A 26,579-nucleotide genomic window follows, 5' to 3' on the forward strand; every position below is an offset into this window, starting at 1 on the left:
GTTACTTCAGTTTATTGATGAGTTTTCCGTATTTCTCATCTTCTGATTTCATAAAGTTCCCGAGATCATTTCCGTACAGTGGGTACACTTCAAACCCTTGCTTGGTTGCAAAGTTCTGAAGTTTCCCTTCTTTAAATACGGTTTTCATCGTTTCAATGAGCTTTTCCTGAACATCGTGAGGAATACCGGCCGGAGTCACTAAAGCATTCCACGTCGAAAAACTGTATTTATACGGTGTGGCCTGCTGGAAGACCGGAATATCTTTGTACAATCCGGTATTCGTTTCAGCCATGGTAGCTAAGTTTTTGACCATGCCGGCTTCAACCATACTTTTCGCTTCTCCCGGAGAAGAGGTTGTAAAGTCAATCCCGCCGGATACCAGTTCCATCAAAGCAGAACTTGAACCTTCGGAAGGTACATAGGTCACGGAGTCGGTCGGAACGCCCATCGCATCAAGCATCCCAATCAGATTCAAATGCCAGCCTGAATTCAGCCCGCTCCCGGATGCTTTCAATTTGCCCGGATGCTGCTTGATGTAATCCGTCAATTGATTGATGTCTTTAAACTGAGAGTTGGTTGCTACCTGAATTCCCCCCAAGTTCACAGCCAGTCGCGTGATCGGCGTGTAGTTTTGATAATTCAGGTTGGTCATCCCCTGATGGTGCATCATGGCGATTTCAACGGTCGCGACACCCAGTGTATAACCGTCGGGTTTTGCCTTTGCCATCGCATCATGTCCGACAACACCGGCACCACCGGTACGGTTGACCACGTTAACATTAACACCGAGTTGCTCTTGCAATCCTTCTGCAACTAAACGGGCGACCGTATCGGTGTTACCACCAGCCCCCCATGGAACGATAATTTTAATCGGTTTCTCCGGCCATGCAGCCATGGCACTGGTTGAAGCCAATAGCGCTGCGGTAATCAGACTGAGTTGTAGGGGATGTTTCATGTTGGCGCTCCTGTTTTATTTATTCGTTCAGGTAAGGTTCAGGTAAAAGTCGCTCTACAGGCGACTTAATCAAATGTTTTCATCGTTGTCCGGTACGCTTGTGCTGATGCGGCAATTTGGTCAAGAATGACACTTAGCCCCCAGTATTTCTCTAACACATCATCATCGGTCACACGGCTGTGCACTGAACTGAATGTGCCGAGGCGCTGGTGAAATACTTTGGCATTTTTCGGATACCCAAGCGTTTCAGTCACTGCGCTCAGTGAGAGGAACCACGAGAGCTGTTGAGCAAATTCAGGAGCCTGAGAGGCATGGTGATAGAGCCAGTGATACAAATCAGGGTGGAAATTGGTAAAGACCCCACTGAAACCTTTCGAGCCATGCTGCATCGCTTCATAGGCAATCGCGGCATTGGCATTAATAATTGCCAGTGGTGATTGTTTGGTTAACTGAACCCGTCGTTTCACGGTTTCCAGATCACAACTGACATCTTTGAGCACCACAAAACGGCCGGAATCAGCGCAGAATTGAATCTCTTCATCGGTGAGCAACCGTCGATAAGGTGCCGGACATTCATATAATCCCAGAGGCATGTCCGCCGGAATGGCATCCATCAAAGTATTCAGATGGCTCAGGAAAGTCTGCGTCCCTTGATTGTCAGGATCGAGGCGATTGGTCACCAAAACCAAAGCATCGATACCCGTTGCAGCCATCGCTTGCAGCTCTTCAACTTGATCATCAATGGCCGGAGAAATGTGACCGGAAGAAATCACCGGAACCCGTCCGTTGGTGTAATCGACCACAAACCGGGATAACGCCACACGTTCTTCGAGAGATAAAAATAACATTTCACTTGACTGACAGACGGCAAAGAGTGCATCGGCACCATTTGCAATGTACCAGTCAATTAACTTCTCTAGCCCTTGGTAATCAATTTCGTTTTGGTCGGTAAACGGTGTCAACATTACCGGTACAATGCCTTCAATCTTTTTCATCTTCTATGTCCTAAAAACATTCTGTCCTAAAAACATTCAGTTAGTTGGCTAAATTGCAACAACTGCGACTTGCTGTTGAAGCATACGAGCTTCAACCAATGCATTATTCGGCATATTTGCAGCCCCTTCTCTCTCCACAGACAGGGAGGCAAAAGCGGTCGCATAATATGCTGCCTGAGTCAGGCTTTTACCTTTTGCCAGTGCAGCGGCCAATGCGCCGTTAAACGCATCACCGGCTCCTGTCGTATCAACGACAACTGCACTGTACGACGGGATATGAGAGCACTGTTGGCCGTCAAAAAGCACCACACCTTGTTTACCCATCGTGATAATGATGTTCTGTACCCCGCGGTCATGAATAATTCGAGCGGCTTGTTTCGCGGATGCAACATCGGTAATTTCCACTCCGGATATTTGCGAAGCCTCTGTTTCATTTGGCGTGATAATGTCTGTATTCACAAAAAACCGCTCCACTTGAGGTAAATAAGGTGCCGGATTGAGAATCACTGTGACATTCAACCCTTTTGCCAATTTCATCACCCCGTCAATGGCGTCAAAATTATTTTCTAACTGAACTAACAACACTTTTGATTCGGTCAAATACGGGATCAGTTCCGCGACTTCTTCATCGGTGACCAGCAAATTGGCTCCCGGACATATCGCGATGAAGTTCTCACCGGCATCATTGACATAAATCACTGCGCTCCCGGTCGCGGCCTGATCGGTCTCATAGATTGAAAAAGACTCCATTCCGCAGGCATCAAAATGATTCTTGGCAAACTGGCTGAACTGATCTTTTCCTACCTTGGTCGCAAAATGAACCCGGGCGCCTGCCGCATGTGCTGCAATGGCCTGATTCGCACCTTTGCCTCCCGGTCCGAACGTTGTATTTTGTGCAATCAGCGTTTCTCCGTTTTTGGGGAAGCGATCAACCCGGGCAACAATATCGACATTAAATGCACCAAACACGCAGACTTTGCCGACCATATTAGCGGATAAAGTTTGGTGAGAATTCACGGCACGATTGCGATGATGGGTACGCATTAAGTGGCTGATATCTAATTCTTTATCGTGTTGTAGTTCGTTTTGTAGCAGATGTTTTTTCAACGAAGCGCCACCATGATGTCGAATCAGTACTCCATCTTGCTGCAGTTTGGATAAATCGGTCCGAATCGTTTCTTTCGTTACCCCAAGATGTAAGGACAAAAATTCCACTGTCGCCTGCCCTTGCTGGCGCAACAGTTGAATAATCCTTTCTTGGCGTAGTTCTTTATACATATACTGACCCTCGCATTTAAAATTATTCTAGAAACATCGGAAATAAATGGTGGGATAGGACTCAAACAAAAAACAAGCAAACAAAAACAAACAAAAATATCGTGTTCCGAATCGTTTAAATGTGATCATTATCAATATAGACATCTAAAGGATAGGAGAAAAATTTTAAGGAAACCAACTGCGCAGGCATGAAACAAGAAATGAGTGGTAGAGATACCCCGTATGCCTAAAATCAGTCGGGAAAGCGCGCAACATCCGGCATCTAATCATGTTGAATTTGATCACGCCCCTGTGCTTTAGCCTGATAAAGGAGCTGATCCGCCCGTTGCACAATAGTTTCTGCATTATCACTCGATAACATTTCCGTCACCCCGATACTCAATGTGAGTGTCAACCCATGATACTGCTTCGATAAATCACTTTGTCTCAGGCTATCCATCAAGCGATTTAAAGCAATGAGAACCCCTGCGACCTTCGTATCGGGAAACAGTGCAATAAACTCTTCTCCTCCCCAGCGCCCGTAAAAATCTCCTTTACGCCCCATGAGTGAGACCAAGTCACCGAAATGCGCTAAAACTTCATCCCCGACATGATGACCAAACCGATCGTTCACTGATTTGAAATGGTCGAAATCCATAATCGCAACCGTCAGCTCTTTACTGTATTTCAGCGCAAATGTGACTTGATCCCGCAATGCTTGTTCAATGCAACTCCGACTGGCAAGACCGGTTAAAGAATCGGTATTGGCTAATACTTCCATCTGATCATGTGCTGTTTCTAACGCTTTGAAATCTTGCTCACGGGCAACATCATGCCCGACCCATTCAGCCAGCAAACGCAGAATTTCGATATCCTGACGGATAAATGCTCTTGTCGGGCAGATACTGGAAAAGTTCAGGGTGCCATACCGCTCACCATCAACAAAAACGGGGGCTCCGAGGTAAGCTTCAAGACCAAAATTCTCAAAGCAGGGGTGAGTGGCAATCTGGCTCTCTGACACATGGGAAAAACCCTGAACATCATTGGCCTGATAGACGAGGCTACAATAGGTTCCCCCCAGTTCAAATGTCATTCCCGGTTTGAGAGTATCTTCTGGATGAACCACTTGTTGAATCACATACTGTTCGCCAGATATTTTACTGAAAATACCGATAGGTAAACCGAAGTGGGATGTGCCCAGTTCTAAAATTGCCTGAATACGTTCTGAGTACGTTAACTGCCTTGAAGAAGTGATTGAATGAAGCCGATTCAGTACCTCTTCGGCTGCCAGCCGTGCTGAATCGTCCTGAATAATTGCCACAAAAAAGAGAGGCTTGTCCTGTGAGTTCTTAATCAATCCTCCCGACGTCTGCCCCTGAAAAGACTCACCGGCAGCATTGATATAGCGAACAACGTAAGGTTCCTTTGTATCGGCAGCATTGGTATTGAAGCGCTCTTGTCCTAATCTGACAAAATCCTCTTCATCGGCATACAACTGCGCGGTACTCTGATTATAAATCTCTTCATTTGAGTAACGGAATAATGTTCTGGCAGCGGCATTCATAAACACGACTTTGCGTTCGAGAGTTGCAATAACAACTGCCATATCGATGTGCTCAAAAACATGTGCCAGCGTCTGGGAATCTAATCCTGATAGTGTGTCGTTAGCCATGTTTATGCACTACCTCACCGGAGACTGAAAAATAACATTCTTTCAACAAGTATTGTTGATATAAGAGAAATGTCCATGACCACAACGGTCGAGCCGCCTCATTCCGTAAAAAATTCCGGAGAATGAGGTCTGACCCGACTCAATGCTCAAGATGACGCTGACCTCGTTTTCATCACATGCCCGCCCCGCCACCAGCGTAATGCATCAATCACGACAAAAAACAGTAAGCTCACGCCCATCACCGGCAGCGCAAACCCCAATAACACGGCAATCAAGACGACAATCACCCGGTATAATACCGGCATTGCCAGCCAAGTCTGCGACAACGTCTGGACAGGCGAGCCTGCGGCAGGACGACGTTTCCACCACATACGGTAGCCCCAAATCACCATCATGCATAACGTCAGACCAAATGCAGCCAACAGCAGTTGATTCGGTAAACCAAACAAGACCCCCATATGCGCATCAATCCCCCAGCGGATCAGTTTGGCAATCAGCGGAAAATGAGCAAAATCAGCCCGGCTGGTAACCATCATCCGCTGCGCATCGACAGCAACACTATCCACCTGTGTCGGCCAGGCACGGTCAATTTCCCGTACCAGCCATGCTTTAGTCGGTGTTCTCGCCGGTACAATTTCCAGCTTCGCGGCATCAATTCCGGCCTGCCTTGCAGCCAGCAGGACACCATCGAATTGTGCATCAAGCGCATGATTTACCCCCTTGGTATCTTGTGGTTTGGCATGATGCTCAGCATGGTCGTGATGTCCGGCAGACATATCGCTTGCATGCCCGGGTAAATCTCTGGAAACCGAAGGGGTTACCCATCCAATCGCCTGACGCCACTGTGCAATATGACTGCCGGCCCACTTTGACCATGTCAAACCGGTTGCCGAGATAAAAAACAAGCCTAAAGCAATCACTAACCCTGCCTGAACGTGACGGCTGCGGTATCTGACATAAATATTACGTTTGTTCCCACGTTGCTTCAGCCGCTTTTGCCTATGCCGGGTTGTCCACCATAAAATCAAACCGCCTACCGCTGCAATCCATAACCATGATGCCGCCAGCTCACTGTAGGCTCGCCCCCACTGCCCCAACATCATATTCTGGTGTAAATAATCCAGTTTGATCCGCAGAGGTAAAATACCACTGGTACCATAACTGGCCAGTTTGCCTCGTATCGCCAGTGTTACCGGATCGACAAATACGGTTTGCGACTCATAACCGTATAACGCGGGGTCAATAAACATCACGCGCGTGGTATATCCCTCTCCGATCGAAGGACGCACGGCCTTCAGTTGTAAATCTTGTGGCAAACTTTCCCGTGCCGCGCGGATCTGTTCTGCCAGTGTATGAAACTCACCCCGATTCGGCGTCGTGAGCTCATGATGATATAAATGCTGCTCAATTTGTGGGGTGATGACATAAAGCGTTCCGGTTAAGGCCGCGATAAAAATAAAAGGACCGACAAAAATCCCCACATAAAAGTGCAGACGCGCAATAAAAGCCAGCAACTGCGTTGCCGGTGATTTTGAAGACTGAACATTCATTTTAATTCTCTTTCCCGGGGGGAGGCACAAGCTAAGCCCCGGTGACTTTTAGATATCGTGAAAACCGCCCTCAATCAGTAACAGTCAGGTTCAGGGCGAGTGCTCTAATTTAAATGGATGAATGAAGCAGTGTGATTGGCGGCGCCCGGGGAAGCTGGTTTTTACACCATCCGCAACGGAATAAGAAAGGTTGAATTGTCACATAAATCCACACCAGTACAGCATGATGAGACACCAATTGCAGTGATGTTTGTGCGAGGCCACTCATATGTAATAACAAAGAACAGTAACCACACCATGCATGATGTAATGTATGTGCATCTTGGTGAGTCACTGTCGTTGGGTACGTCGCAAGAGGTTGAGAAAAATGCTTGTGATGATGAGATGCTGACTGCACGGCCACTGTTTTCGGCATCCCTGCGGCTTTCGAAATAACGGCGGTTTTTGAAATAACAGCGGCTTGAGAAATCATTATCGTCTGGGAAAGCAAAGGCGCGATATAGATGATCAGCATGGCAAACAGGCCAAACCAAGCCATCAACCGTTGCCACCGGAGCTTCAGTTCTGCACGATATGTGAAACGACTATGATTACAGTTGGACAAAATGACGATGATTCACAAATGAGAATGAATGACGATTCGGCATCTTAACATTACTGTCAGAAAAGTAGCACCCTAACTGTGGAGCAAATACCCATAACACAGTGACATGACTCGAGGCAGAGAAATAAATTAAGAACGATTTGAACAAAAACATAGACTTGAATATATATGAAACAGAGTCCACAATATTAAAATTGGTATTCTAAATTCAAGGTTTGTCCGCAACACGCTGCTGTCATTGGGGGGAACGTTCAAAGAACGACAATCGACCAGCAGCGGTTGCGGACAATATTTTAACTCATATGAATGAAAACATCATGTTTAATCATTTTTCTGAAGCCCTGAGCAATTCTCCGGCAACTGTTGCTGAATCGAAAATCAATCCAACCCACGTCAAAATCACTGCGCCCACAAGGTAGGACTACCAAAATGGTCATCAAGTTCCCGGCTAAACCAACGACCGTTGAGCACGTGCTGTAACAAATAGACTTTACGCGCTTGAGTGATGGTATGATCATCTTCAATCATAGCAATCACATCTTTGACGGTGAAGGTTGATTCACTACGATAAGTAATGGCTGCATTGTGGTTAGCATTCATCATATAAACGGTTTGCCCTTTATCTTCACGCTTCAGGTTCCACGGGTTCCAGCGTGTCACATCAGAAAAACTCGTATGCCCTGTCCGGACAAATGCCGCCAGATGACGCTTAAATAATGTCCCTAAAGCTTTTGCTCCCGGAGAATCAAACGCCTTACCTAAATATGGTTTCCGGAAGTGGTCATCCAACAACGGCAGAAAAACACCGTGAAATGCTCCCAGATGTTTCATCTGAGATCCGACAACTGTCGGATCCGAGCCGTAATCAAACTCGCCCGCATAGATCGGTGCCCGGAAATGTGCCGCCATTTTTTGTGCAGATTGCGCAACATTGAACGACCGATACAGCATACTACCGTAGCGATAAACAAACCGATATTCATTGACCAGTTGCGGCTCCGTAGCCCAGTCTTCTTTCTGACGGAAATAAGGATCGCCCAAAGCAAAGAAAGAGAACTCATCGTGCCCTGTCAGCATCATAGTCGGGACTTCATTGTAGCGATGCGTTGCAAATCCATCTTGCGGTAACACGGTGCCATCACGATAGAGATGCGGGAAAACGCTCATTCGAATTCCGGCGTTTTGCATCAAACGAGCAATCCGGTCTGCGGGAAGCGTCAGCAGATATTTTTTGACTGCCGGTGTCGGTTGCGCTAACCACGCTTCGGCTGATTGCTGATCCGGCTGCATCCCATCTTCGACTACCAATTGGGCAAATGCACGGCGAAAAACTTTCTGACTTGCTTCAACCGGAGCTGTCGTCATCCCACCGCTAAACACAATCGCATGTTCGAATTTGCCGGCAAACAACGGTGAAATCAGCATGGCCATCACATCGCGCCCACCGGCTGAAAATCCGGAAACCGTGATATTGTCAGCCTGTCCGCCAAACTGACTGATATTATTGCGAATCCAGTCCAGGGCCCGAGCCTGATCAAGTAAGGTAAAGTTACCGGAAGCCTGAACCGCATCATCGGATTTCAGCACGTTCATTGGATTAAAACCCAGCGCTCCCAGACGGTAATTTAGAGTCACGATGACAGCATTGATATCAACAGCTAGCTGACTCGGGTCAAATTCATCAGCCCGTCCCCCCTGATTGTTGCCACCATGAATATAGAGCACAACCGGCAGTTTTTTTTGCGTGTTCGGCCGATAGATATTCAGATTCAGGCAATCTTCATTGCCAATTACTTCACCAGATGAGACCTGAGGACAAAGATTACCTTGTTGATCGGCCTGAAAAGGTTCATCGCTCGCCTTCGGCGGCTGAGGCAGTTGCCAACGCAGGTCACCAACCGGAGCCTGAGCATAAGGGATCCCCAGCCAGCGGTTGGTACCGGAGTCCGTAACACCGGTGATAACCCCCTGCTTGAGCGTCACTTGCTGTGTGTAAGCGAAGGCTGAAGAGCTGCCTAGCGCCAATGACAGAGAGAGTAAAAACGTCGATAATTTACCGATAGATTGATGCATAACATTCATTCCCATCCAGTGGTGATCACCGTCGATTGATTTCAAGCGGTTATGATGTTCAAAACAAAAAAACCGGCCGGCTTCAATCAGGAAGCTACGCCGGTTTTGCCTTCAGGAAGCAACACTGAAGTGGCAATCCATAATACTCAACGACCATAATATAAATCGCCGAGGCCGTCTATTTATCCGCGCATAATTTTGCACAAAATGTTAAACATCTATAAAAATACTGTTAAATCAATGAATAATAACAGAATTATCATCTATCTGAATCAATGATGTCAGAATAGAAAGAGAAGCTTATCTTTTACACGCAAACGACTCTGTCAGCCACTGCTGACGTTGTGCTGAGGTCATAAATGTCCAGGCAATAAAACGACTGTTCTTCTGTCCTTGGTTCATTTCCACGATTTGGATCTCCCGCACGCCGACTTTTTGTAGCTGTTTCTGCATCCAACGTACATTGTCTTTCTTCGAGATCAGGGTGGTAAACCAAAGAACTTGCTCAGAAAACTCACGGCTTTCCAGCGCCATGTTCTTAATAAAAGCCGCCTCTCCGCCCGGGCACCAGAGCTCGGCTTTTTGTCCGCCGAAATTGAGCGTCGGCTGAGAGGAATGATGTTTACTGACTGCGTGGCCGCGCTTCACACGGTTGGTATTCAGGTTATTCAACTTTCGCTGAGTGCCTTGCGCAGCCGCTTGCAATGACTGATGAAATGGCGGGTTACAGGTGGTGATATGATATCGCTCACCCGGCTGGATAATGTCTTTGAACAGACAACGGCTGTCTGGCTGTAACCGGCATTCAACCTTGCCCTGAAGTACCGGATTACTCGCAGCGATACGCTTGGCATTCTTAATTGAGACCGGGTCGATATCACTGGCGGTGTACTGCCAGCCATAGTCGCAGACACCGATGATCGGGTAAATACAGTTCGCACCGACACCGATATCGAGCGCCTTGACCTGAGCCAATACGAGATTCGGCTCATGACTCAGCAGGTCTGCGGCGCGATGAATATAATCTGCCCGACCGGGAATCGGCGGACAAAGGTATCCCGGCGGAATATCCCAGTCAGCCACTTGATAATACTGGCTCAACAACGCTTTATTCAGCTGTTTCACTGCCAGCGGATCAGCAAAATTGATCGTCTGTTCACCTTTCGGGTTGCGCGTGACATGCTTTTTCAGTTCAGGTAGCGCTTTGACCAGTTCGACAAAATTATAACGCCCACGATGCTTATTCCTCGGGTGTAGCCCCTTGGAAGCACCCACTTTCTTGACGTGAACATCAGATGATGGTTTCGTTGGCATCGGGGATTTAGCTTTCTTTGTCGGCTTACTGTTTGGGCTCATGTGACTCATATGGGTTGGGAAAAACGCGTTATTGTCCCCTTTTTTCGCCCGTGTTTCCAGAATTGAACGATTGCCATATATCATGGGTAATGGTCACCCCCGGCAATGAAATAACCGGAGGGACAAGTCATGGAACCGAAACGTATTAACAGTGTATGTTTTGATGCCAATCAACAGCAAATTACTGACAGTCACTTCTTGTGCTGTATCCGCCCATAGAAAACGACAGATGACTTTGCGTCTGTTGACCCAAAATAACCCTCGCGCCCATTGAAGCAGAGCCATTCACCGTATCGACATGACACAGGTTCGCCTGTGCACCCATTGCAACGGTCACGTTGGCTTTCTGCGCGTAGAAATCATTCACATCTTCGTTAAACGATGCACCCATGCTGACATCCAGATCCAGAGTGTTGACGTTTCCTTTCAGCTCATAGGAAGCTCCCATCGCCCCTTTGACCGCCAGTTGATTGTCGGCCAATGCACAGTCACCGGCAGTAACCGCAACACCAAATTGCGCTTCAACCGACTTTAATGGCTGATCGGTATAAATCTCCACGGTCAGTTTATCCGGCCACAAGCCTTCATCACGATAACCTTCATTCACCAGCGAAAGCTCATTATCGGTAACGCCCAGTTGCAGTTTATCCAGCAAATACTGCTTACCGGAAGCCACAACTTGTGGCGTACTGCTGCAAACCACTTCAGCACTCATACCTTTTAACAGCACTAGCTGATTGAATGAATCAACCGGAAAAGTCTGCTCTGCGGCATACAGCGGTGATGACATCACCACACTAAAGATTGCGGTGGATACGGTTGTCTTTAATTTCATTTTAATCTCCTTGTTTTTTATATCAGTATTTCTACGGCTTGTGTTTGACTCAAAAATCCAACGGGACTCGCGGATAGCCCATAAGCGCCAGATTGAAAAATAGCGACCAGATCACCGGGGTGGGCTACTGTCAAAGTACCTTGATTCAGCAAAACGTCGAGCGGTGTACAAAGCGGACCGACGACATTCACTTTTTCGACAGTCTCTCCTGCAACCCGATTGCCGATAACAATCGGATAATTTCTGCGAATGAGTTGTCCTAAATGACCGGAAGCAGCAAGATGATGATTCATCCCCCCTTCCGTCACGAGGTAAACAACGTCATGTGAGACTTTTCTTTCAACGACCTTCGTGACATATATACCGGCAGGTGCTACCAGATAACGGCCGAGTTCCAATATAATTTCGACACCCGGCATTGCAGCTTCAGCTTTATCGACCAACTGTTGCATACTCAACCCAATTTTAGGCAGATCAAGTTCCTGATCGCCTTCAAAATAGGGCACACCGAATCCCCCTCCCAGATTAAATCGTTGCACCATAACACCAGACTCACGCGCCAGTGTGATCACTAAATCCAACGCTTTATGCTGAGCTTCAATAATGTGGTCAGCATTCAGATTTTGGGAGCCGGGAAAGATCTGAAAGCCTTCAAATTGTAAATATTCAGGATAATCACGAACCACGCCCAACACCGCTTTTACATATTGTACGTCCATGCCAAATTGCAACGGGCCGCCTCCCATCCTCATACCCGATGAGTTCAACCGATAATCAGGATTAACTCGTAGTGCGATTCTGGCACGCTCATTCAAGGTTTGTGCGATAGCATGAATACGGTGTAATTCATTTTCCGATTCAACATTGATTAATATTCGGGCAGCAATGGCCTGCTTTAAATCCGCATCATTTTTCCCCGGTCCCGCAAAGCTGATATCTTGTGGATCAACACCGGCATTCAAAGCGATCAACAACTCACTCGCAGATGCAATATCAACACCTTCAACTTTGCTTGCCATATAATGGACTAATGGGACAAACGGGTTTGCTTTAACCGCATAATGAATACTAACCTGAGGGGGAATATGTTCTCGCAATAAATTGACTCGCTCATCAATATGACGACGAGAATAAACGAAGAATGGTTTTTGCCCGACTTGTTCAGCAAGTCTTTCCAGAGAGATCCCTCCAATTTCGAGACAATTATCGACAATCGAAAATGTCTCCGCTAATTGCATCGACAAAGTTGAGACTTCCTGAGATAAAGTTTTCATGAACGTTACCTTAATATATTTGAGACAGCTTCTATTTATAACTGATATAAATAGATATGAATGAGCGAAAGCACGACTGCATCAATAACAATCAGTGCACAAAATTTCTATAACATTAACGGGTACTTATAATGCGTAAAAACTAAAACTCATCTGTGTAAATAAGGATATAACTGATTGACCAATAAAAAGAGACATTGTCAATAAGCCCACAATAAATGCCGCCACAACTGACATAAAAATAAAATCATTCAATTTACCTTCATCTTTAATATTGATAGTTTTACGTTCAAACCCAATGGCGATCATTCTCTTTTTATTTTTATTAAATATAAAAAGAACAATTAAGATAAATTCAATAACAACCCATTCGGTCATTGCTATCTGCAGCAAACTACTCCATGTAAATCCATCAGACAGAACTTGTATCGTCGAATCAGACATCATGACTCCTCCTTTTAAATACGAATCAGTGCGGCACCAAAAACACCACCGACACCGGCAGAAACTAACATGACTAAATCACCCGACTGCACTGTCCGGCTGGCACATAAATCATGAAAATTAATCAACATATCAGCCCCCAAACAGTGGGCTGTTTTCCGGATGTTATCCAGAAATAATTTATCGAGTGAAATACCGATATACTCTGCAGCTCGTCGCCACATCCAGATATTCACGTTATGCGGAACCACATAGTTGAGGTCATCTAATTGAAGACCTGATTGCCGAAGTGTATCTTCAATGACTGATTTTAATCGTTCTTGATAATGGCGTTCGAAATCCCTATAAGCGTCAGATGTCGTTGCTAACCAAATACCTTCGGAATATCCGCCATACGTATGAATCGAATGTGAAATAACTTGAAACCCTTCTCCGTGGGGAGAAAGAACCACTGCAGCGGAAGCATCACCAACAACAGCGACGTTTGCGACAACACGTAGTTCAATGTTATCAGCCATTTCACCAACGACGACTAATGCTTTTTTATCTGGACAGTGATGCTGCAAATAAGTATTCGCAAGATTCATTGCGGAAAAAATTGCAATACAGTTATTACTGCACGTACCGAGTGCAATTGCCTTAGAAAGCTTGAGCCGGCGAGCCAAAAAATTTGCAGTGTTTTTTCCCCATGAGCCACTTACTGCTCCTGTATGAGCATAAATAATAATACCGATCTGCTCCCTGAGCTCCGGTGATTTTGCCAATAGCTCGAAACAGGGCTTGGATAACATGTCTGACTCCGCCCCATCTTCTACCGGACATACAGGCAATTCATACATGCGACTGAAAACCCGGGCTTCATTGTAAGTCAAACCAAGACGTTGATAGTCTTCTTCAACAACAAGCTGATTTCCCGGGATATATGTTGTGACAGATTCTAGATACATTGCACTTTAACCTTTATGAAATTTTTTAAATTTCAATATGATAATGTTGAGATACAGGGCTAAAACTATGAATCGTTCCTCGATAGTTCACGTCCTGAGAACAATTAAACTTCGTGATCAATTCATCACATTCTCGGGCTTTACGAACATCGAGCTCAGCCAGATCGTCTAAAAATGCCAATTGTTCAGGATTAGTAATCCGGGCGCCCGGTTTACTATGAAACAGTACCCCCCAAGAATCCCACATAAGAGGCTCACATATCGATAACGATGCAAGATCCAACAGAAATAGATTACGCACCAGCCATTGACCATAATCTTTGTCAAAACGATATCCGCTGAAATCTCTCTCATTCATCGTCCCTTGACGGATGTGACGCCATATCTGGCCACCGGTATAAAAAAAGTGGCTCGGAATATCAGTGGCAGAGACATCAAGAAGCGGTTCAGGTAATACATGCAAACGGCTTTCAGCATACTTCCACCGCTCTTCTTCATAATCCCAAAACTCAACTAAAACATGGTCATGCATTGGTCTTTCTGGTTTATATTGATCATGAGCAAATCCATACCGAACTCGAGCCGGAATCTGTTTATGGCGCATCATTGCACATAACAACACGGCAAAATCTCGACAGGTGGATAAAACTCTCAGATGCGGCGGGCGATACTGTGCTAACTCACTGCCATCCAGAGCCTGTGCATACTGAATCATGGTACTGACCCAGCGACTATCAATCTCGTGACAACGTTCAACGATGAGATTCGGCGTCAGCTTTTTCTGATCGGTCTGATAATGAATCAATATGTTCTGCACCACTTGGATCAAGCCATCCACATCATTGGGTAACTGATCAAACAGTATGGTATAAGGTTCAGGATTAGTGACATGTGTCTGTCGTCGATAATGTTCAATCAAATCAAACATGTCCTACTCCAATTTTTCGATCAAGTAATTGTTTTTTGCACCGCTCACGAAACACTTGGGTCATGAACCCCGAAATATGTGTAAATATTTCTTGATGCAATTCGCACCGACTGCGTTCATCTCCACTACTGACTATCGGATTTAGTGCATGAAAGACAGGTGGGCAATCATGAATAAAAGCGTAATGTCCGGCCCCTCGTACAACATGGTGAGCAACATCTGGCAATGCTTCTACATAATGAGATGAGGTTCCTAACAGTTTTACATTTTCAAGCTCAGCAGTCAGAACCAACACCGGATGCGCCATCGAACTTAAAACAGCTGGATGGAATACATTCGATAGTGCCGGCGCCAGCAAAATGACACCACACACATTGTTCAATAAATAGTCACCGGCATCAAAGGTCGAAAGTTCTGCAATGACCGAAGCAAACTCTTTCTCTCGGGCAAAGTCGGGAGAGCACCCCGCAGCAACAAGGACATCATATGCACCAGCAGAGTGGCCTATCAGTAACAAGTTAGAAAAATCAATTCTGGTAGCAAAATTGGGGTCTTCAAACAATGCAGCGAGTCCACTTTTCAAATGGCTGGGTCGTTGAATCAAATTTTTCCAACGCTGACATTCATCCACCAGGTCTTGGTGATCGAGCGTCAGTACGGCACATCCCTGCATTGCCAAATATTCCGCAAGATAGTACTGATCAAAACGAGAACCGCCAGAACCATGAGAAATGAAAACCAACGGCCATGCGTCTCCGTCAGGTTGGGCATTCTCTCTGGCTTTTGCCGTTAAAATCCCCAAATATCGCAGAGGAGCCCCACTCCCCGAAATAGCCGGATACCATAAACTCGCTGCAAGCTGAGTCTCTTCCTGATTCCAAACAAAGTGAGTGACACCACAGGCTTTAGTAACGGACTCCGTCAATAGGTGGTCGACATCAGACAAAGGCCATTTCTCATAGGATAATTCAAGCGACTCATGTCGTTCCATCATCTTTTCTGCACCTTCTTTATCTCATTCTGAATCGGGGTGATCTCAAGCAGCTGTTCCATCTTTACCTTTAGTGCCAGATAGTCTGTTTTCAAATTATGGTTCTTCGGCAATTCGATACAAAAAATATGCTGAGGAAACATGTAATCCGGCATGAACTGTCGGCAACGTTGTCGAATCTGACTAATGGTGTAAGGAGAAGATTCGATGAATGCGACCAGCGCACAGACCAAATTGTGCTCATTGGTTCGTGCAAGCACAGCAACATATGGCGTCTGTGCAACTCGACACATGAGTTTTTCGACCTCCGTTTGCTCAACCCGGTATCCACGGACTTGCCATTGTGCATCTTGCCGCCCCCGGAAATGCAAGCCTGTTTCTCGTTGCCAAACGCCATAGTCTCCGGTTCGATACCAGAGACCTGTTTCTCCGGGGAGTTCCACAAAACGCTCCGAGGATGGCTGATCCCAATATCCTTCAGCAACTTGGATACCACTGAGTAATATTTCTCCGGTTTCACCATCGGAGACGGCATTCATTTGTTCATCTACAAGCAATAATCGGTTCCCGGGTAACAGGTGTCCGAGGGGAAACTCTCCCAGAGCCAAATATTGTTCGTGCCATGAACTGATCGTCATCGCAATCGCCGCTTCTGTCGGACCATAAATATTAAAAAAGGTCGCATTAGGACAAGCTGCCCGACACTTTTCGATCAATGCCACAGGCATACACTCACCACCGGTAATCACCACTCTGAGAGACGGGAATTTTCCGGCTTGTAGTCCTCCTAAACGTTCGAGTAGTAACCAAGCTGACGGAACAGATGACCAGAATGAAATCTGCCATTTACAGATAGCCTGAGCCATATTGTATGAATCAAGCCGATCAATGGCATACAGGCAAGCCCCCGAGCACCAGGCTAAACCGATTTCATGCAGTGAAAAATCAAAAGTCAGCGGTGCAAGCTGTGAAACCCGATCCTGCGGACAAGGATGAAATATATTGGACGCAGCATCCAAATAAGCAGCGTAAGCTTGATGTTGTGTAATGACTCCCTTCGGCACACCTGTCGAACCGGAGGTAAACAGTAAAGAGCTCGCCTGAATTGACTGCAACTTTGGCAGTTTATCTGCGTCGCTAAGATCAATCGATGAAATGGCCTCTGGTATAACCAAAGTTGAAACACACAACCCGATACAATCATCAAAGTGTTCACCTTCACTTTCCGTCAGAATGACCTGACAGTCCGCGTCTCGCAACAGTTTGCTAATCCGGTTTGCCGGCTCTTCTGCTGAAATCGGTAAATAACATTTCCCGCTTCTCATAATGCCGAGGATCGCGGCATAACTATAGAAACTTTTCACTGCCACCAGCGCACAAAAATCACCGGGTACACCAGTCAGCATAATGGCGATTTGCGTCGATACATCCCACAGCTGGCGATAGGTATATGTGATATTCCCGACATGGAGTGCAGGTTTATCAGGATAACGATAAACGATATCGGCAACTCGTTCAGGAAAAAGCAATGCATGATCCGTGTCGGGGCCATGATCAGTGTCGAAACAATGCTGCACCAAAAGAGCCTCCCAAACCAACAGCGAGCATCAAATAGTGATCGCCTTTTGCAAGTGAATTGGAATGAATCAATCGCTGTAAATTCAGCATCATGTCACTTCCGAAACAGTGCCCTGTATGCGCAATGTTATCCAACATAATACGAGAACGTTCGAAATGAATGGCATCAGCCAGTTCCAACCAACTCTTCCGATTGACGCTATGAGGCACAATCCAGCGAAGCTGCTCTATTGATACGCCTCCTTGCGAAAGTGTTGCGCTGATAACATCTTTCATCATTGACTGATAAGACTGCTCGTAGCTCGATCGAAGTTCGTTTTCAAGCCAAACCCCTTGAGAATACTGACCGAAAATATGTGTGCGGTATGCTAATAACTGGCCGAAATGCTCACAGATATCGTCATAGCTAAATAGCAAGGCACCCGCAGCATCTCCTGCAACAGCCGTATTTTCAACAACTCTGAGCTCTTGGGTCAGCGCACTTTCTCCTGTCACCAGAATACCGTAACCGCCTTTTCTCTGTTCGAGAATGGTACGAATCACATCAATCGCATCGAAGAAAGAAGCACATCGATTGGCGCAGATACCAGAAAAAAAAGCTTGATATAATCCCAAACGCCTTAATATTCGTGGCATCGTAATCTGACCATACTGACCGACAATTGGACAAGTATGTGCATGAATGACGACGTGGACGCTTTTTCCCTCCCCCTCAGGTATAGCCTCCCGAATCACTTTTTCCAGCATCACGTCGATTTCTCCCGGACGAGCAACCGGAATCTGCTCAACACCAATAAATTTTTTATAGATCAATGCTTTAAATGAAGTTAATTCGAATAACTCACACTGTTCGACAAGAGAAACCGATTGCTCAGGTAGCTGGGTGCTAATACGCTGAATCTGCATATTGACTATCTCCGAGCGAGCGATACTGCTTGTGTTTGCTGATTATCTTTCAACATTTCTTTTAACATCCTGTAATCCGTTTTCCCATTACGATTTTTAGGAATAGCCCCTAATACCAGTTTTGTTGGCCACATATTCCGAGGCATTCTGTTCATACATTGCTGCCTGAGTTCAATATTTGAACCATGTTCCGAAGCGATGAAGAAAACTAATCCTTCGACGCTATTTCCTTCGACCACCGGCCAGCCGACGACAGCCACATCATCCACATCAACGGCTTTACGTAATTCAGATTCAATTTCTAACCTTTCCAGACGGTGGCCATGAACTTTAATCTGATCATCACAACGGCCTGAAAAGTGAAATACACCGTCTTCGGTATATCTCACCCAATCTCCTGTCCGATACCAACACTGGCCGTCTTCCCAAAAAAACGAATCAGTCGAGGTGGGTAAACCGTCCCAGTATCCCGGTACAACCTGATCGCCACTAATCCAGAGTTCGCCGTCATGCTTATCACCGGTACGGGCATCACCCAACCTGAAAACGATACCGGGATAAGGTGTCCCGATCGGCACAACTGAACTCATATCTATCTGATCATCCGGCAACCAGCGATATCCTCCGACAGCAACCGTTGCTTCCGTTGGCCCATACATATTATCAATACGGGATGCAGGCGCAGCACGACTCCAGTTCATTGCCATACCGTGTAACAGTGGTTCTCCGCAAAATAATGACTGACGAAGATCGGGGAAAGCATTGGGCGTCAGTTGCTTCAATCGTTGGAGAAACAAAACTGTCGATGGCACGCTTGCCCAAAAAGTCAGCCGTTTCTCCCGAATAAATGGCCCCAAAGCAACATGATCCTTTGGATTGAAAAAATGCGTGGACGCACCAACAGCCCAAGGCACCCAGATATCATGAACAGAAAAGTCGAAACTCAATGGTGCCAGCAATGAAAAACGATCCGTATGATTGGGTTGATACAAGTTTACGGTATTGGTGATATAGCTCATCAGATTACGATGAGAAACCTGTACCCCTTTCGGTGTTCCGGTACTACCGGATGTAAACATCAGATAGGCATCTGGATTTGCGGTGCTGTAAGTAGCTTGCGGGCATTGTCGTAAATCAGCAAGAGCAAGAAAACGGTGCCTTTCAATGCCATGGCACCAATCCGGTACATCAAATACATCCACAAAGATGACTGTGATCGATTGTGGAACCTGCTCAAGCAATTCATTGAGAAATGTTGTCTCCAGAGACGAAACGATTAATACATCAAATTTTGACCATTCAGCCAATAAAACCAGCCGCTCTCCGGATTCATCTCGATTCAGCGGTAGGTATGTTTTCCCGTAACACATACAAGCCATCAACCCAGCATAAGCCCCGATGTAACCATCTCCAAATACTGCACAGTATTTTCCGGATGCATCACTGAAACTGCGGGCAATCAATTCTGCAATGTCATGGAGTTGAGTATATGTATAACTTTCACGATCAATGGTTAATGCCAGATGCTCGCCATATTTGTCGATAACCTCTGCCAACTGTGTCCCTAAGTGATTATGCTTTGTCATGAATATGTTTTCCCTTCGAGACTTGAAACACCGCGGCACCAAACACGGCACCTAATCCTACCGTCGCAACCATGATATAATCTCCGCAGTGCAAGCGATTCTGGGCTGTATTCCAGTTAATGAAAATATCCGCGCCAAAACAGTGGCCATACTCGGATAAGTTTTCCAAAAAAATTTGGGTCATAGGTATACCCAAGCGACCTGCAACCTCTCGCCATGAAATAGCATTTACGTTATGCGGAAACACCCAACGAATTTCGGGCCAGGTCAGCCCGGCAGAGACCAATGCTCGCTGCATAACCTCCGCGAGTCTGCCCGCATAAAGACTTTCGAATTCAGCCTGCTCTTCGGCCGACTGCCAACTGCCCCGAGAGTGATTACCGTAATAGCACATCTCCAGTGAACGAATTGCTGCCCCTTCCCCGTCCAAGCTCAGAACACAAGCTGAGGCACCATCACCACATATCGTCGTATTGGGGATCTGTTGTAAAATACCACTGAAAGTCAAATCGGCTGTCACCATCAATACAGCTTTCGCAGATGAACTTTGCAGATAGTTCCGGCTGGTCATCAGCCCATTCAGCGTCGAGGCACAATTATTAGAATGCACGGCCAAACAGTGGGCATTCCGAAGCCCTAATCGACGACATATCTTGGTCAACAACCCATTCGGATAAGGCCATGTTTCTGGAGCGGTATGAGCATGAACCAAACATGCAATATCTTCGCTAAAGAACTGACTTTTACTGATAGCCTCTTGAGCCGCTCGGATGATCATCTCTTCTAAAGAGACATCACTGATCGCGACTTTCCCCAAGCCGTAAAACCGTTGATAAACTTTCACCTCTTCGCTATTTAGCGGTGATTGAAGCGCTAGATGTTGCAGCGCCTGACATTGTTCCGGCAAATAAACGCCGATGCGATCTATCGTTAAACTCATATATGTGAATTGATCCGTTTCTTATATACAAAGATATAAAGGGAAGGAAGGATGAATAATGTCATCACTGATCCAACAACCATCCCTGTGACAATGACAATCCCCAATTCGTAACGAGACTGTTCAGCCGAACCGGTTGCAAGTAACAACGGCAAAGCCCCCAGCACCATTGTCAGGGTCGTCAGAATAATCGCCCTCAGCCGAGAAGCAGATGCACGGAGAATCACCAGATAAATATTAGAAAGTCCCCGTTCATGTAATGAGTTAGCAGCCTGCACAACCAGAATCCCTTGCTTACTGATCAATCCGACCAACGTCAGCATTCCTATTTGCGTAAATAAATCCAAAGGTAACCCAAAGAATTTCAAAGCTGCTAATGAGCCCAACACAGAGAAAGGAACACTACCAAGCAGAACAATCAGCGGATCCCAATGACTTGTCAGCTGTAGTGCCAATAAACAATAAATTCCCAAAATAGCAATACCGAATGTAAAGAGTAGTTTCTGTCCTTCTTCTTCACTTTGCCGGGTTTCGCCAGACACATCGGATGTGACCCCCCGTGCTTTAAAGTCAGCGAGTAAATGTCGGGAGAACTGAGCCGCATCGGAAAGACCGACACCCGGCATCAGAACACCTTGCAAGGTTACAGACGCCTGCTTCTGGAATGTATTCAGCGTTTCAGGAACGACACGGAGTTCATCAGTCAGTAAACTCCCCAATCGAACCAATGTACCGTCTTTACTCCTCACCCGCAGATCCATCAGTGTACGGATATCCGAGTCATCAGCACCTTTGAGAGAAACCATCACATCATAAGTACGTCCCTGATAGGTAAATGGCTGTAGTTTGGCATTGGCATAAGCCAGATTCAGGGTATAGCCGACATCCGATGCAGAGATCCCTGCTTTGAGCAATTGGTCCCGATCAAGGTGCATTCGAAGTTGCGGTGCGTCGTACCTCAGATCTTTCGTCACAAAAAGGAACATGCCGCTTTGACGCAAGCGTCTGAGCATCGCGTTACTGAGTGCATCCAGTTTAGCGTAATCCTTTTCTTCATCTTTCAGAACAAACTGGAATGGTAATCCACCGCTGCCCGGAATCGACGACGGCAAAATAGCAACGGATTGTAAAGCCGGAATGGTTGTTAGCTTGTGTTGCAGTTCTGGTTGAATCTCTAATGCCGAGCGTTGTCTGTCTTGTCTGTCTTTCAACCGAGCGAACGATAGCAACTGATTATCTTTCGGCACACCAACAACATAATTGAAATTATCAATCTCCGGAATTGAATGGTAGATACTTTCCAGCTTCGGAGTCTGCGCTTCAATATAATGAGCATCCATAGCACTCGTTCCCTGAGCGATCACCATCAGATTGCCTTGGTCTTCCTTCGGTGCCAATTCATGCGGTAAGCTCCAGAATAAACTCACCACCCCGATCAATGAAAAAAACCATAGCCACAACGGTACACTGCCGAATTTAAGAATCGAAGCCAGTAAACGCTCATAGCGTTTTCTTAATTTCAAAAAAAATGACTCGACACGAATAACCATCGGTGCATGTTGATGATCTTGCGATAACATCCGTGAACACATAACCGGAGTCAGGCTCAGGGCAAAAATCCCTGAAATAATGACCGCCCCAGCCAAAGTCACCGCAAATTCAGAAAACAACTTACCAACAATGCCACCGATAAAAGCCAGCGGTATATAAGTAATCGCTAACGTCAGTGTCATCGTGATCAGCGACCATGCGATCTCCCGCACGCCCTTCAAAGTAGCTTGATAAGGTGATTCACCACTTCGAATTCTCTGGAGTGTGATGTCCAGAACAACAATTGCGTCATCAACAACCAGCCCCGTCGCCAATACCATGGCAAGTAACGTGAGCAAATTAATTGAAAATCCCAGCAAATAGATCAGCAAACAGACGCTGATTAACGATAAAGGAATAGCAATCACCGGAATCGCCACAGCTCGTAATGTGCCCGAGCCAAAGAAAATCGCCAGCGTCACAGCAGCACAAGTTAACAAAATAGTCAGAAATACCTCATAAACGGCATCAGCAATATATTGGCTACTGTCAATCAGTAAATTTGCTTTCAAGTCATACGGAAAACTGTGCGAAAGTGTCGTAACAGTCTGTCGTACGGAGTCAGCCACCCGCAATGGATTGCTTTCAGACTGCCAGTAAATAAAAACCGTTGTTGCAGGCTTGCCATTATAGACAGATTTAATTTGTGGCTGACTTCCAGACAGTTCAACTTTGGCGATATCACTCAGCCGAACTGAAGGCGCTCCCTCCCTGACCGAAATCGGTAAATTTTCAAAATCACGAACCGTTGATAAACCGGTATTCGGAATCAGTTGAAAACGCTGTTGTTCATGGTGCAACACACCTGCATTTAACTGGGAATTCTCCGCTTTCAGACTTTGGCTAATGTCCATAGCCGTCACGCCGTAGCGTTCCATCAGTTCAGGATCCAATTGCACCCGCATTGCATATTGGCTTCCTAGAATTTCAACGCGACCAACGCCTTTGAGAGATTCCAGCCTCGGTTTGAGTACCCGTTCCAGATAATCTGAAACCTGAGCAGGTTTCATCGTCTCGCTGGTAAAGGTGAATGCCAGATCCGGAGCCCTATCCGGCTCTTTACGTAAAACTTGCGGATGATCCATATCGGCCGGGAAACGGGAGATTGCATTAACCCGCTCTAAAATATTAGTCAGTGCTTTTTGCGGCTCACTACCAATATTCAAATGAACAATGACTTCACTTTTCCCTGTCTCGGATGTGCTGGTCACATAATTAACATCGTCAATTCCCGAGATCGAAGAAAGAATCTCCGACGTCACCCGCCCGTCCATTAATTCGGCTGACGCCCCGGGGTAATAAGACGTGATGCTAATATCACTCACATCCACCTTCGGATATAACCCTGCGGGTAATTGTCCTAAAGCAAACAGACCGAAAATAAATACCAGCGAACTCAGCGCGATTGCAATAATTGGACGACGTAAACAAATATCCGTAACTCTCACTGAGATTCTCCAACTCGAACCGGTGCATTCGGATAAAGGCGGATCTGACCTGCCGTCACCACAATATCGTTCTCTTTTAGTCCTTGTTCTATTTGGACGAGACCATCATAGCTGTCACCCGTAATCACCGAACGTAACTCAACATGATTATTCTTAACCACAAAGACGGACTGGCCATAAGCACTGTAATTAATCGCCATACGTGGAACCACGAGACTCATTTTCGACTCACTTGACGGATAAGTGACTCGGACACTGGATCCATAGCGAAAGTTGCCGTTCTCAAGCGCTGCTCTTAATGTCAGTGTTCGGCTTTCCGTATCGACTTCGGTTCCAATCAAAGAAATTGTCGCCTTTCCTACGTAACCGCTCAGATTATCTTTCACCTGAACAGTCATCCCCTGATGAAGAAAACGCACATCCTGTTCCGGAACGCTAAATTCCACATACAAATGGTCGGGATCGTAGAAAGAAAACAGTTTCTCTCCCGATAATACTGATTGTCCGACTTCCAAATCATGCAGACTGACAAGCCCGGGAAATGGTGCATTAACCATCATTTTACGTAAGGTATTACGCAGGCTTTCAAGGTCACTGACCGCTTTGGCAAAATCAACATGTGCTGATTGTTGATCCGCTTTCGAAACCGAATGAGTCGATGCGAGAGAGTCAGCTCTTGCAGCATTAAGCTGTGTTAGTTTCAGATTGGCTTCCTTTTCTTTCAATTCAGCAACTTCAGCTCTTGAGTCCAGATGAAATAAGGCTTCACCACTCGCAACTCTCGAACCGGCGGGGGCAACTTGTGTAATGGTTCCGGAGACTTCAGCTAGTACATTCAGATAGTGTTTTGATTTGACTGTAGCCAAAACTTGTTTTTCACTGTTCCACGAGGTGAGCCGAGCCTGACTGACATCAACCAGCGCCGGCGGTGGTCCTTTACGCATCATCGAAGGCTGGCCCGTCTCTTCACCAGCCATATCGTTTCGGGCTGTTGTCAAACTCAAACTGATACCAGCAAACATCACCGAAAGAATAACACCGAAAATCAATAGGATACGCCACATTTTCATACGGTATTTCCCTGAAGTTTTTCCTGATAGCGTTCACGAAGCCGGTGCTTATCGAATTTACCGTTGGCGTTTTTCGGCAAGTTTGTCATATGGATAAATACTTGAGGAATTTGGTAATGCTCAAGAATGCCGCCACAAAACTGTTTTAATTCAAATTCATTGAGCTGCTGCCCATTCTGCGTGGCATAGAAAGCGATAATATCGGATTCAGCTTCATCTTCCGATGTCCTGACAATGACAGCGGCTTCAATAATGTCATCATGCAGATATAATGCTTTTTCTACTTCGCTGAAAATCACTTTTCGCCCACGGATTTTGGCAACCTCATCCATCCGACCAACAAAATAGAAGTACCCATCGCTATCCAGCCAACCGTAATCACCTGAATATAAACATTTATCACCATAAACTGGATGGATACCAATTTTCTCTGCGGTCGCCTGCTCATTACGCCAATATCCTTGCATCACCATATCACTACGGATAATTAACTGGCCGACAACACCTTCAGGGCAGGGCTGCCCATGTTCATCAATCACCATGATCTGCATATTCGGGATCGCAATCCCCACACTGTCAGGTTTACGTTCCAAATCTGCCGGTGGCAAGTAAGTACACCGTTTACATTCGGTTAAGCCATACATTGAGAAATATTCAGCTGCCGGGAAAAGACGCTTTAGCATTTCAATATGTTGCCAACGTAATGCCATGCCAGTATTTGAAGCGAGCCGAACACACCCCAGATCAAATGAACCACGTGAAGCATAGGTATCAAGTAATGCATACAATGACGAGAGACCCGGCATAACCGTACATTGATATTGCTGAATATGGCGAAGCACGACGGGTGGCAGCACACCATCGGCTTCTAGCACGACAGAGGCTCCGACATAAAAAGCCATAATGATTTGATACAGACCGTAATCGAAAGCAACGGGAAGTACCGCCATGATCCGGTCATCTTTCCGGTAACCAAGATAAGTAACCAAAGAACGCGTTGCCGACATCATATTCTGATGACTCAACATCACCCCTTTCGGCTCACCGGTTGAACCGGAAGTATAGATAATCGATGCCAAATCAACACTAATTGCATCAGGTTCGCGTAATATTTCATCTTCTGATGATCGAATAAAATCAACAAATCTAACTGATTTTTCTTGTGTAACCGCTTGCTCATGGCAACCAATGACCCAAGTCAGCTCCGGCAACCCATTCAATTCTGCCGCTGAATATCCATCAGCCTTCGTGGTAAAGAAATGTTTGGCACCACTGTTTTTCAAAATATAGAGCAGTTTATTATGCGGTGTATCCGCTGCGACGATAGAAGGACAGGCACCGATCTTTTGCGCCGCCCAGAAGATTGCTATTGCATCAGGATGATTCCCGAGACAGATAACGACACGATCTCTATACGCAAGCCCATAGGCACGCATTCCAGCTGCAATCTCGCAAACCCGCGTCCAGAGTTCCTGATAAGTCTGTTTTTGATCTTTAAATATAATAGCAATATCTTCAGGATACTTTTCTGCCGCATCCTTCACAACCTCAACAAGATTATGATTCATTTATATCTCCCG

General features: G+C 46.0%; 21 protein-coding genes. All 21 read right to left on the reverse strand.

The window, feature by feature from the left end; translation table 11 throughout:
• Position 1 precedes the first annotated feature (1 nt).
• The 21 genes from VR7878_RS04245 to VR7878_RS04345 all read right to left on the reverse strand — a co-directional run bounded on the left by VR7878_RS04245 (position 2) and on the right by VR7878_RS04345 (position 26,567).
• A complete protein-coding gene (locus VR7878_RS04245; protein ID WP_077333698.1) occupies positions 2–955 on the reverse strand; it encodes a tripartite tricarboxylate transporter substrate binding protein in 954 nt (317 codons plus the stop codon).
• Positions 956–1,020: 65 nt separating this feature from the next.
• A complete protein-coding gene (locus VR7878_RS04250) occupies positions 1,021–1,950 on the reverse strand; it encodes a dihydrodipicolinate synthase family protein (protein ID WP_077333700.1) in 930 nt (309 codons plus the stop codon).
• 48 nt (positions 1,951–1,998) lie between these two features.
• Positions 1,999–3,228, reverse strand: coding sequence for a ribokinase (gene rbsK, locus VR7878_RS04255; protein WP_077333702.1), 1,230 nt, complete (start codon positions 3,226–3,228; stop codon positions 1,999–2,001).
• Between the two features lie 262 nt (positions 3,229–3,490).
• On the reverse strand, positions 3,491–4,879 hold the full coding sequence (locus VR7878_RS04260; RefSeq protein WP_077333704.1) for a diguanylate cyclase: 1,389 nt from the start codon (positions 4,877–4,879) through the stop codon (positions 3,491–3,493).
• A gap of 146 nt (positions 4,880–5,025) precedes the next feature.
• On the reverse strand, positions 5,026–6,429 hold the full coding sequence (locus VR7878_RS04265) for a PepSY-associated TM helix domain-containing protein (protein ID WP_077333706.1): 1,404 nt from the start codon (positions 6,427–6,429) through the stop codon (positions 5,026–5,028).
• A gap of 109 nt (positions 6,430–6,538) precedes the next feature.
• Positions 6,539–7,033 carry a DUF2946 domain-containing protein gene (locus VR7878_RS04270; protein ID WP_159440430.1) on the reverse strand — a complete coding sequence of 165 codons (495 nt, stop codon included), beginning with the start codon at positions 7,031–7,033 and terminating at the stop codon, positions 6,539–6,541.
• A gap of 399 nt (positions 7,034–7,432) precedes the next feature.
• The gene (locus VR7878_RS04275; RefSeq protein ID WP_159440431.1) at positions 7,433–9,106 is read right to left on the reverse strand and encodes a carboxylesterase family protein; all 1,674 of its coding nucleotides are present in this window, start codon (positions 9,104–9,106) and stop codon (positions 7,433–7,435) included.
• 300 nt (positions 9,107–9,406) lie between these two features.
• Positions 9,407–10,462, reverse strand: coding sequence for a 23S rRNA (adenine(1618)-N(6))-methyltransferase RlmF (rlmF, locus tag VR7878_RS04280; protein ID WP_139344004.1), 1,056 nt, complete (start codon positions 10,460–10,462; stop codon positions 9,407–9,409).
• A 181-nt stretch (positions 10,463–10,643) separates the two neighbouring features.
• Positions 10,644–11,297, reverse strand: coding sequence for a GIN domain-containing protein (locus VR7878_RS04285; RefSeq protein WP_077333712.1), 654 nt, complete (start codon positions 11,295–11,297; stop codon positions 10,644–10,646).
• A 17-nt stretch (positions 11,298–11,314) separates the two neighbouring features.
• Positions 11,315–12,571 carry a pyridoxal-dependent decarboxylase, exosortase A system-associated gene (locus VR7878_RS04290; protein WP_205409418.1) on the reverse strand — a complete coding sequence of 419 codons (1,257 nt, stop codon included), beginning with the start codon at positions 12,569–12,571 and terminating at the stop codon, positions 11,315–11,317.
• Between the two features lie 126 nt (positions 12,572–12,697).
• Entirely contained in the window at positions 12,698–13,018 is a 321-nt protein-coding gene (locus VR7878_RS04295) for a hypothetical protein (RefSeq protein WP_077333714.1), read from the reverse strand.
• Positions 13,019–13,029: 11 nt separating this feature from the next.
• Positions 13,030–13,962, reverse strand: coding sequence for a 3-oxoacyl-ACP synthase III family protein (locus VR7878_RS04300; protein WP_077333716.1), 933 nt, complete (start codon positions 13,960–13,962; stop codon positions 13,030–13,032).
• Between the two features lie 25 nt (positions 13,963–13,987).
• Complete coding sequence (locus VR7878_RS04305) at positions 13,988–14,890, reverse strand: transglutaminase-like domain-containing protein (protein ID WP_077333718.1); 903 nt, start codon at positions 14,888–14,890, stop codon at positions 13,988–13,990.
• Positions 14,883–15,884 carry an alpha/beta hydrolase family protein gene (locus VR7878_RS04310; RefSeq protein ID WP_205409419.1) on the reverse strand — a complete coding sequence of 334 codons (1,002 nt, stop codon included), beginning with the start codon at positions 15,882–15,884 and terminating at the stop codon, positions 14,883–14,885. Before VR7878_RS04310 ends, VR7878_RS04305 begins: the two co-directional genes overlap by 8 nt.
• Complete coding sequence (locus VR7878_RS04315; RefSeq protein ID WP_159440432.1) at positions 15,881–17,458, reverse strand: amino acid adenylation domain-containing protein; 1,578 nt, start codon at positions 17,456–17,458, stop codon at positions 15,881–15,883. The genes VR7878_RS04310 and VR7878_RS04315 overlap by 4 nt, the downstream gene beginning before the upstream one ends.
• Positions 17,436–18,365 carry a 3-oxoacyl-[acyl-carrier-protein] synthase III C-terminal domain-containing protein gene (locus tag VR7878_RS04320; protein ID WP_077333724.1) on the reverse strand — a complete coding sequence of 310 codons (930 nt, stop codon included), beginning with the start codon at positions 18,363–18,365 and terminating at the stop codon, positions 17,436–17,438. Before VR7878_RS04320 ends, VR7878_RS04315 begins: the two co-directional genes overlap by 23 nt.
• 5 nt (positions 18,366–18,370) lie before the next feature.
• Positions 18,371–19,951, reverse strand: a complete 1,581-nt coding sequence (locus VR7878_RS04325) for an AMP-binding protein (RefSeq protein WP_077333726.1) — start codon at positions 19,949–19,951, stop codon at positions 18,371–18,373.
• Positions 19,938–20,891 carry a ketoacyl-ACP synthase III family protein gene (locus tag VR7878_RS04330; protein WP_077333728.1) on the reverse strand — a complete coding sequence of 318 codons (954 nt, stop codon included), beginning with the start codon at positions 20,889–20,891 and terminating at the stop codon, positions 19,938–19,940. The genes VR7878_RS04325 and VR7878_RS04330 overlap by 14 nt, the downstream gene beginning before the upstream one ends.
• A complete protein-coding gene (locus VR7878_RS04335) occupies positions 20,888–23,929 on the reverse strand; it encodes an efflux RND transporter permease subunit (protein WP_077333730.1) in 3,042 nt (1,013 codons plus the stop codon). Before VR7878_RS04335 ends, VR7878_RS04330 begins: the two co-directional genes overlap by 4 nt.
• A complete protein-coding gene (locus VR7878_RS04340) occupies positions 23,926–24,999 on the reverse strand; it encodes an efflux RND transporter periplasmic adaptor subunit (protein ID WP_077333732.1) in 1,074 nt (357 codons plus the stop codon). The genes VR7878_RS04335 and VR7878_RS04340 overlap by 4 nt, the downstream gene beginning before the upstream one ends.
• Positions 24,996–26,567, reverse strand: coding sequence for a class I adenylate-forming enzyme family protein (locus tag VR7878_RS04345; protein ID WP_077333734.1), 1,572 nt, complete (start codon positions 26,565–26,567; stop codon positions 24,996–24,998). Before VR7878_RS04345 ends, VR7878_RS04340 begins: the two co-directional genes overlap by 4 nt.
• Positions 26,568–26,579: the final 12 nt, after the last annotated feature.

It is taken from the genome of Vibrio ruber DSM 16370, from assembly GCF_900163965.1.
GTDB lineage: Bacteria > Pseudomonadota > Gammaproteobacteria > Enterobacterales > Vibrionaceae > Vibrio > Vibrio ruber.

Excerpts from the sequence above, each read along its gene's own strand:
- VR7878_RS04245 (WP_077333698.1), bottom strand. The coding sequence starts at position 955 with ATGAAACATCCCCTACAACTCAGTCTGATTACCGCAGCGCTATTGGCT.
- VR7878_RS04250 (WP_077333700.1), bottom strand. The coding sequence starts at position 1,950 with ATGAAAAAGATTGAAGGCATTGTACCGGTAATGTTGACACCGTTTACC.
- rbsK (WP_077333702.1), bottom strand. The coding sequence starts at position 3,228 with ATGTATAAAGAACTACGCCAAGAAAGGATTATTCAACTGTTGCGCCAG.
- VR7878_RS04260 (WP_077333704.1), bottom strand. The coding sequence starts at position 4,879 with ATGGCTAACGACACACTATCAGGATTAGATTCCCAGACGCTGGCACAT.
- VR7878_RS04265 (WP_077333706.1), bottom strand. The coding sequence starts at position 6,429 with ATGAATGTTCAGTCTTCAAAATCACCGGCAACGCAGTTGCTGGCTTTT.
- VR7878_RS04275 (WP_159440431.1), bottom strand. The coding sequence starts at position 9,106 with ATGCATCAATCTATCGGTAAATTATCGACGTTTTTACTCTCTCTGTCA.
- rlmF (WP_139344004.1), bottom strand. The coding sequence starts at position 10,462 with ATGAGCCCAAACAGTAAGCCGACAAAGAAAGCTAAATCCCCGATGCCA.
- VR7878_RS04285 (WP_077333712.1), bottom strand. The coding sequence starts at position 11,297 with ATGAAATTAAAGACAACCGTATCCACCGCAATCTTTAGTGTGGTGATG.
- VR7878_RS04290 (WP_205409418.1), bottom strand. The coding sequence starts at position 12,571 with ATGAAAACTTTATCTCAGGAAGTCTCAACTTTGTCGATGCAATTAGCG.
- VR7878_RS04295 (WP_077333714.1), bottom strand. The coding sequence starts at position 13,018 with ATGATGTCTGATTCGACGATACAAGTTCTGTCTGATGGATTTACATGG.
- VR7878_RS04300 (WP_077333716.1), bottom strand. The coding sequence starts at position 13,962 with ATGTATCTAGAATCTGTCACAACATATATCCCGGGAAATCAGCTTGTT.
- VR7878_RS04305 (WP_077333718.1), bottom strand. The coding sequence starts at position 14,890 with ATGTTTGATTTGATTGAACATTATCGACGACAGACACATGTCACTAAT.
- VR7878_RS04310 (WP_205409419.1), bottom strand. The coding sequence starts at position 15,884 with ATGATGGAACGACATGAGTCGCTTGAATTATCCTATGAGAAATGGCCT.
- VR7878_RS04320 (WP_077333724.1), bottom strand. The coding sequence starts at position 18,365 with ATGCAGATTCAGCGTATTAGCACCCAGCTACCTGAGCAATCGGTTTCT.
- VR7878_RS04325 (WP_077333726.1), bottom strand. The coding sequence starts at position 19,951 with ATGACAAAGCATAATCACTTAGGGACACAGTTGGCAGAGGTTATCGAC.
- VR7878_RS04330 (WP_077333728.1), bottom strand. The coding sequence starts at position 20,891 with ATGAGTTTAACGATAGATCGCATCGGCGTTTATTTGCCGGAACAATGT.
- VR7878_RS04340 (WP_077333732.1), bottom strand. The coding sequence starts at position 24,999 with ATGAAAATGTGGCGTATCCTATTGATTTTCGGTGTTATTCTTTCGGTG.
- VR7878_RS04345 (WP_077333734.1), bottom strand. The coding sequence starts at position 26,567 with ATGAATCATAATCTTGTTGAGGTTGTGAAGGATGCGGCAGAAAAGTAT.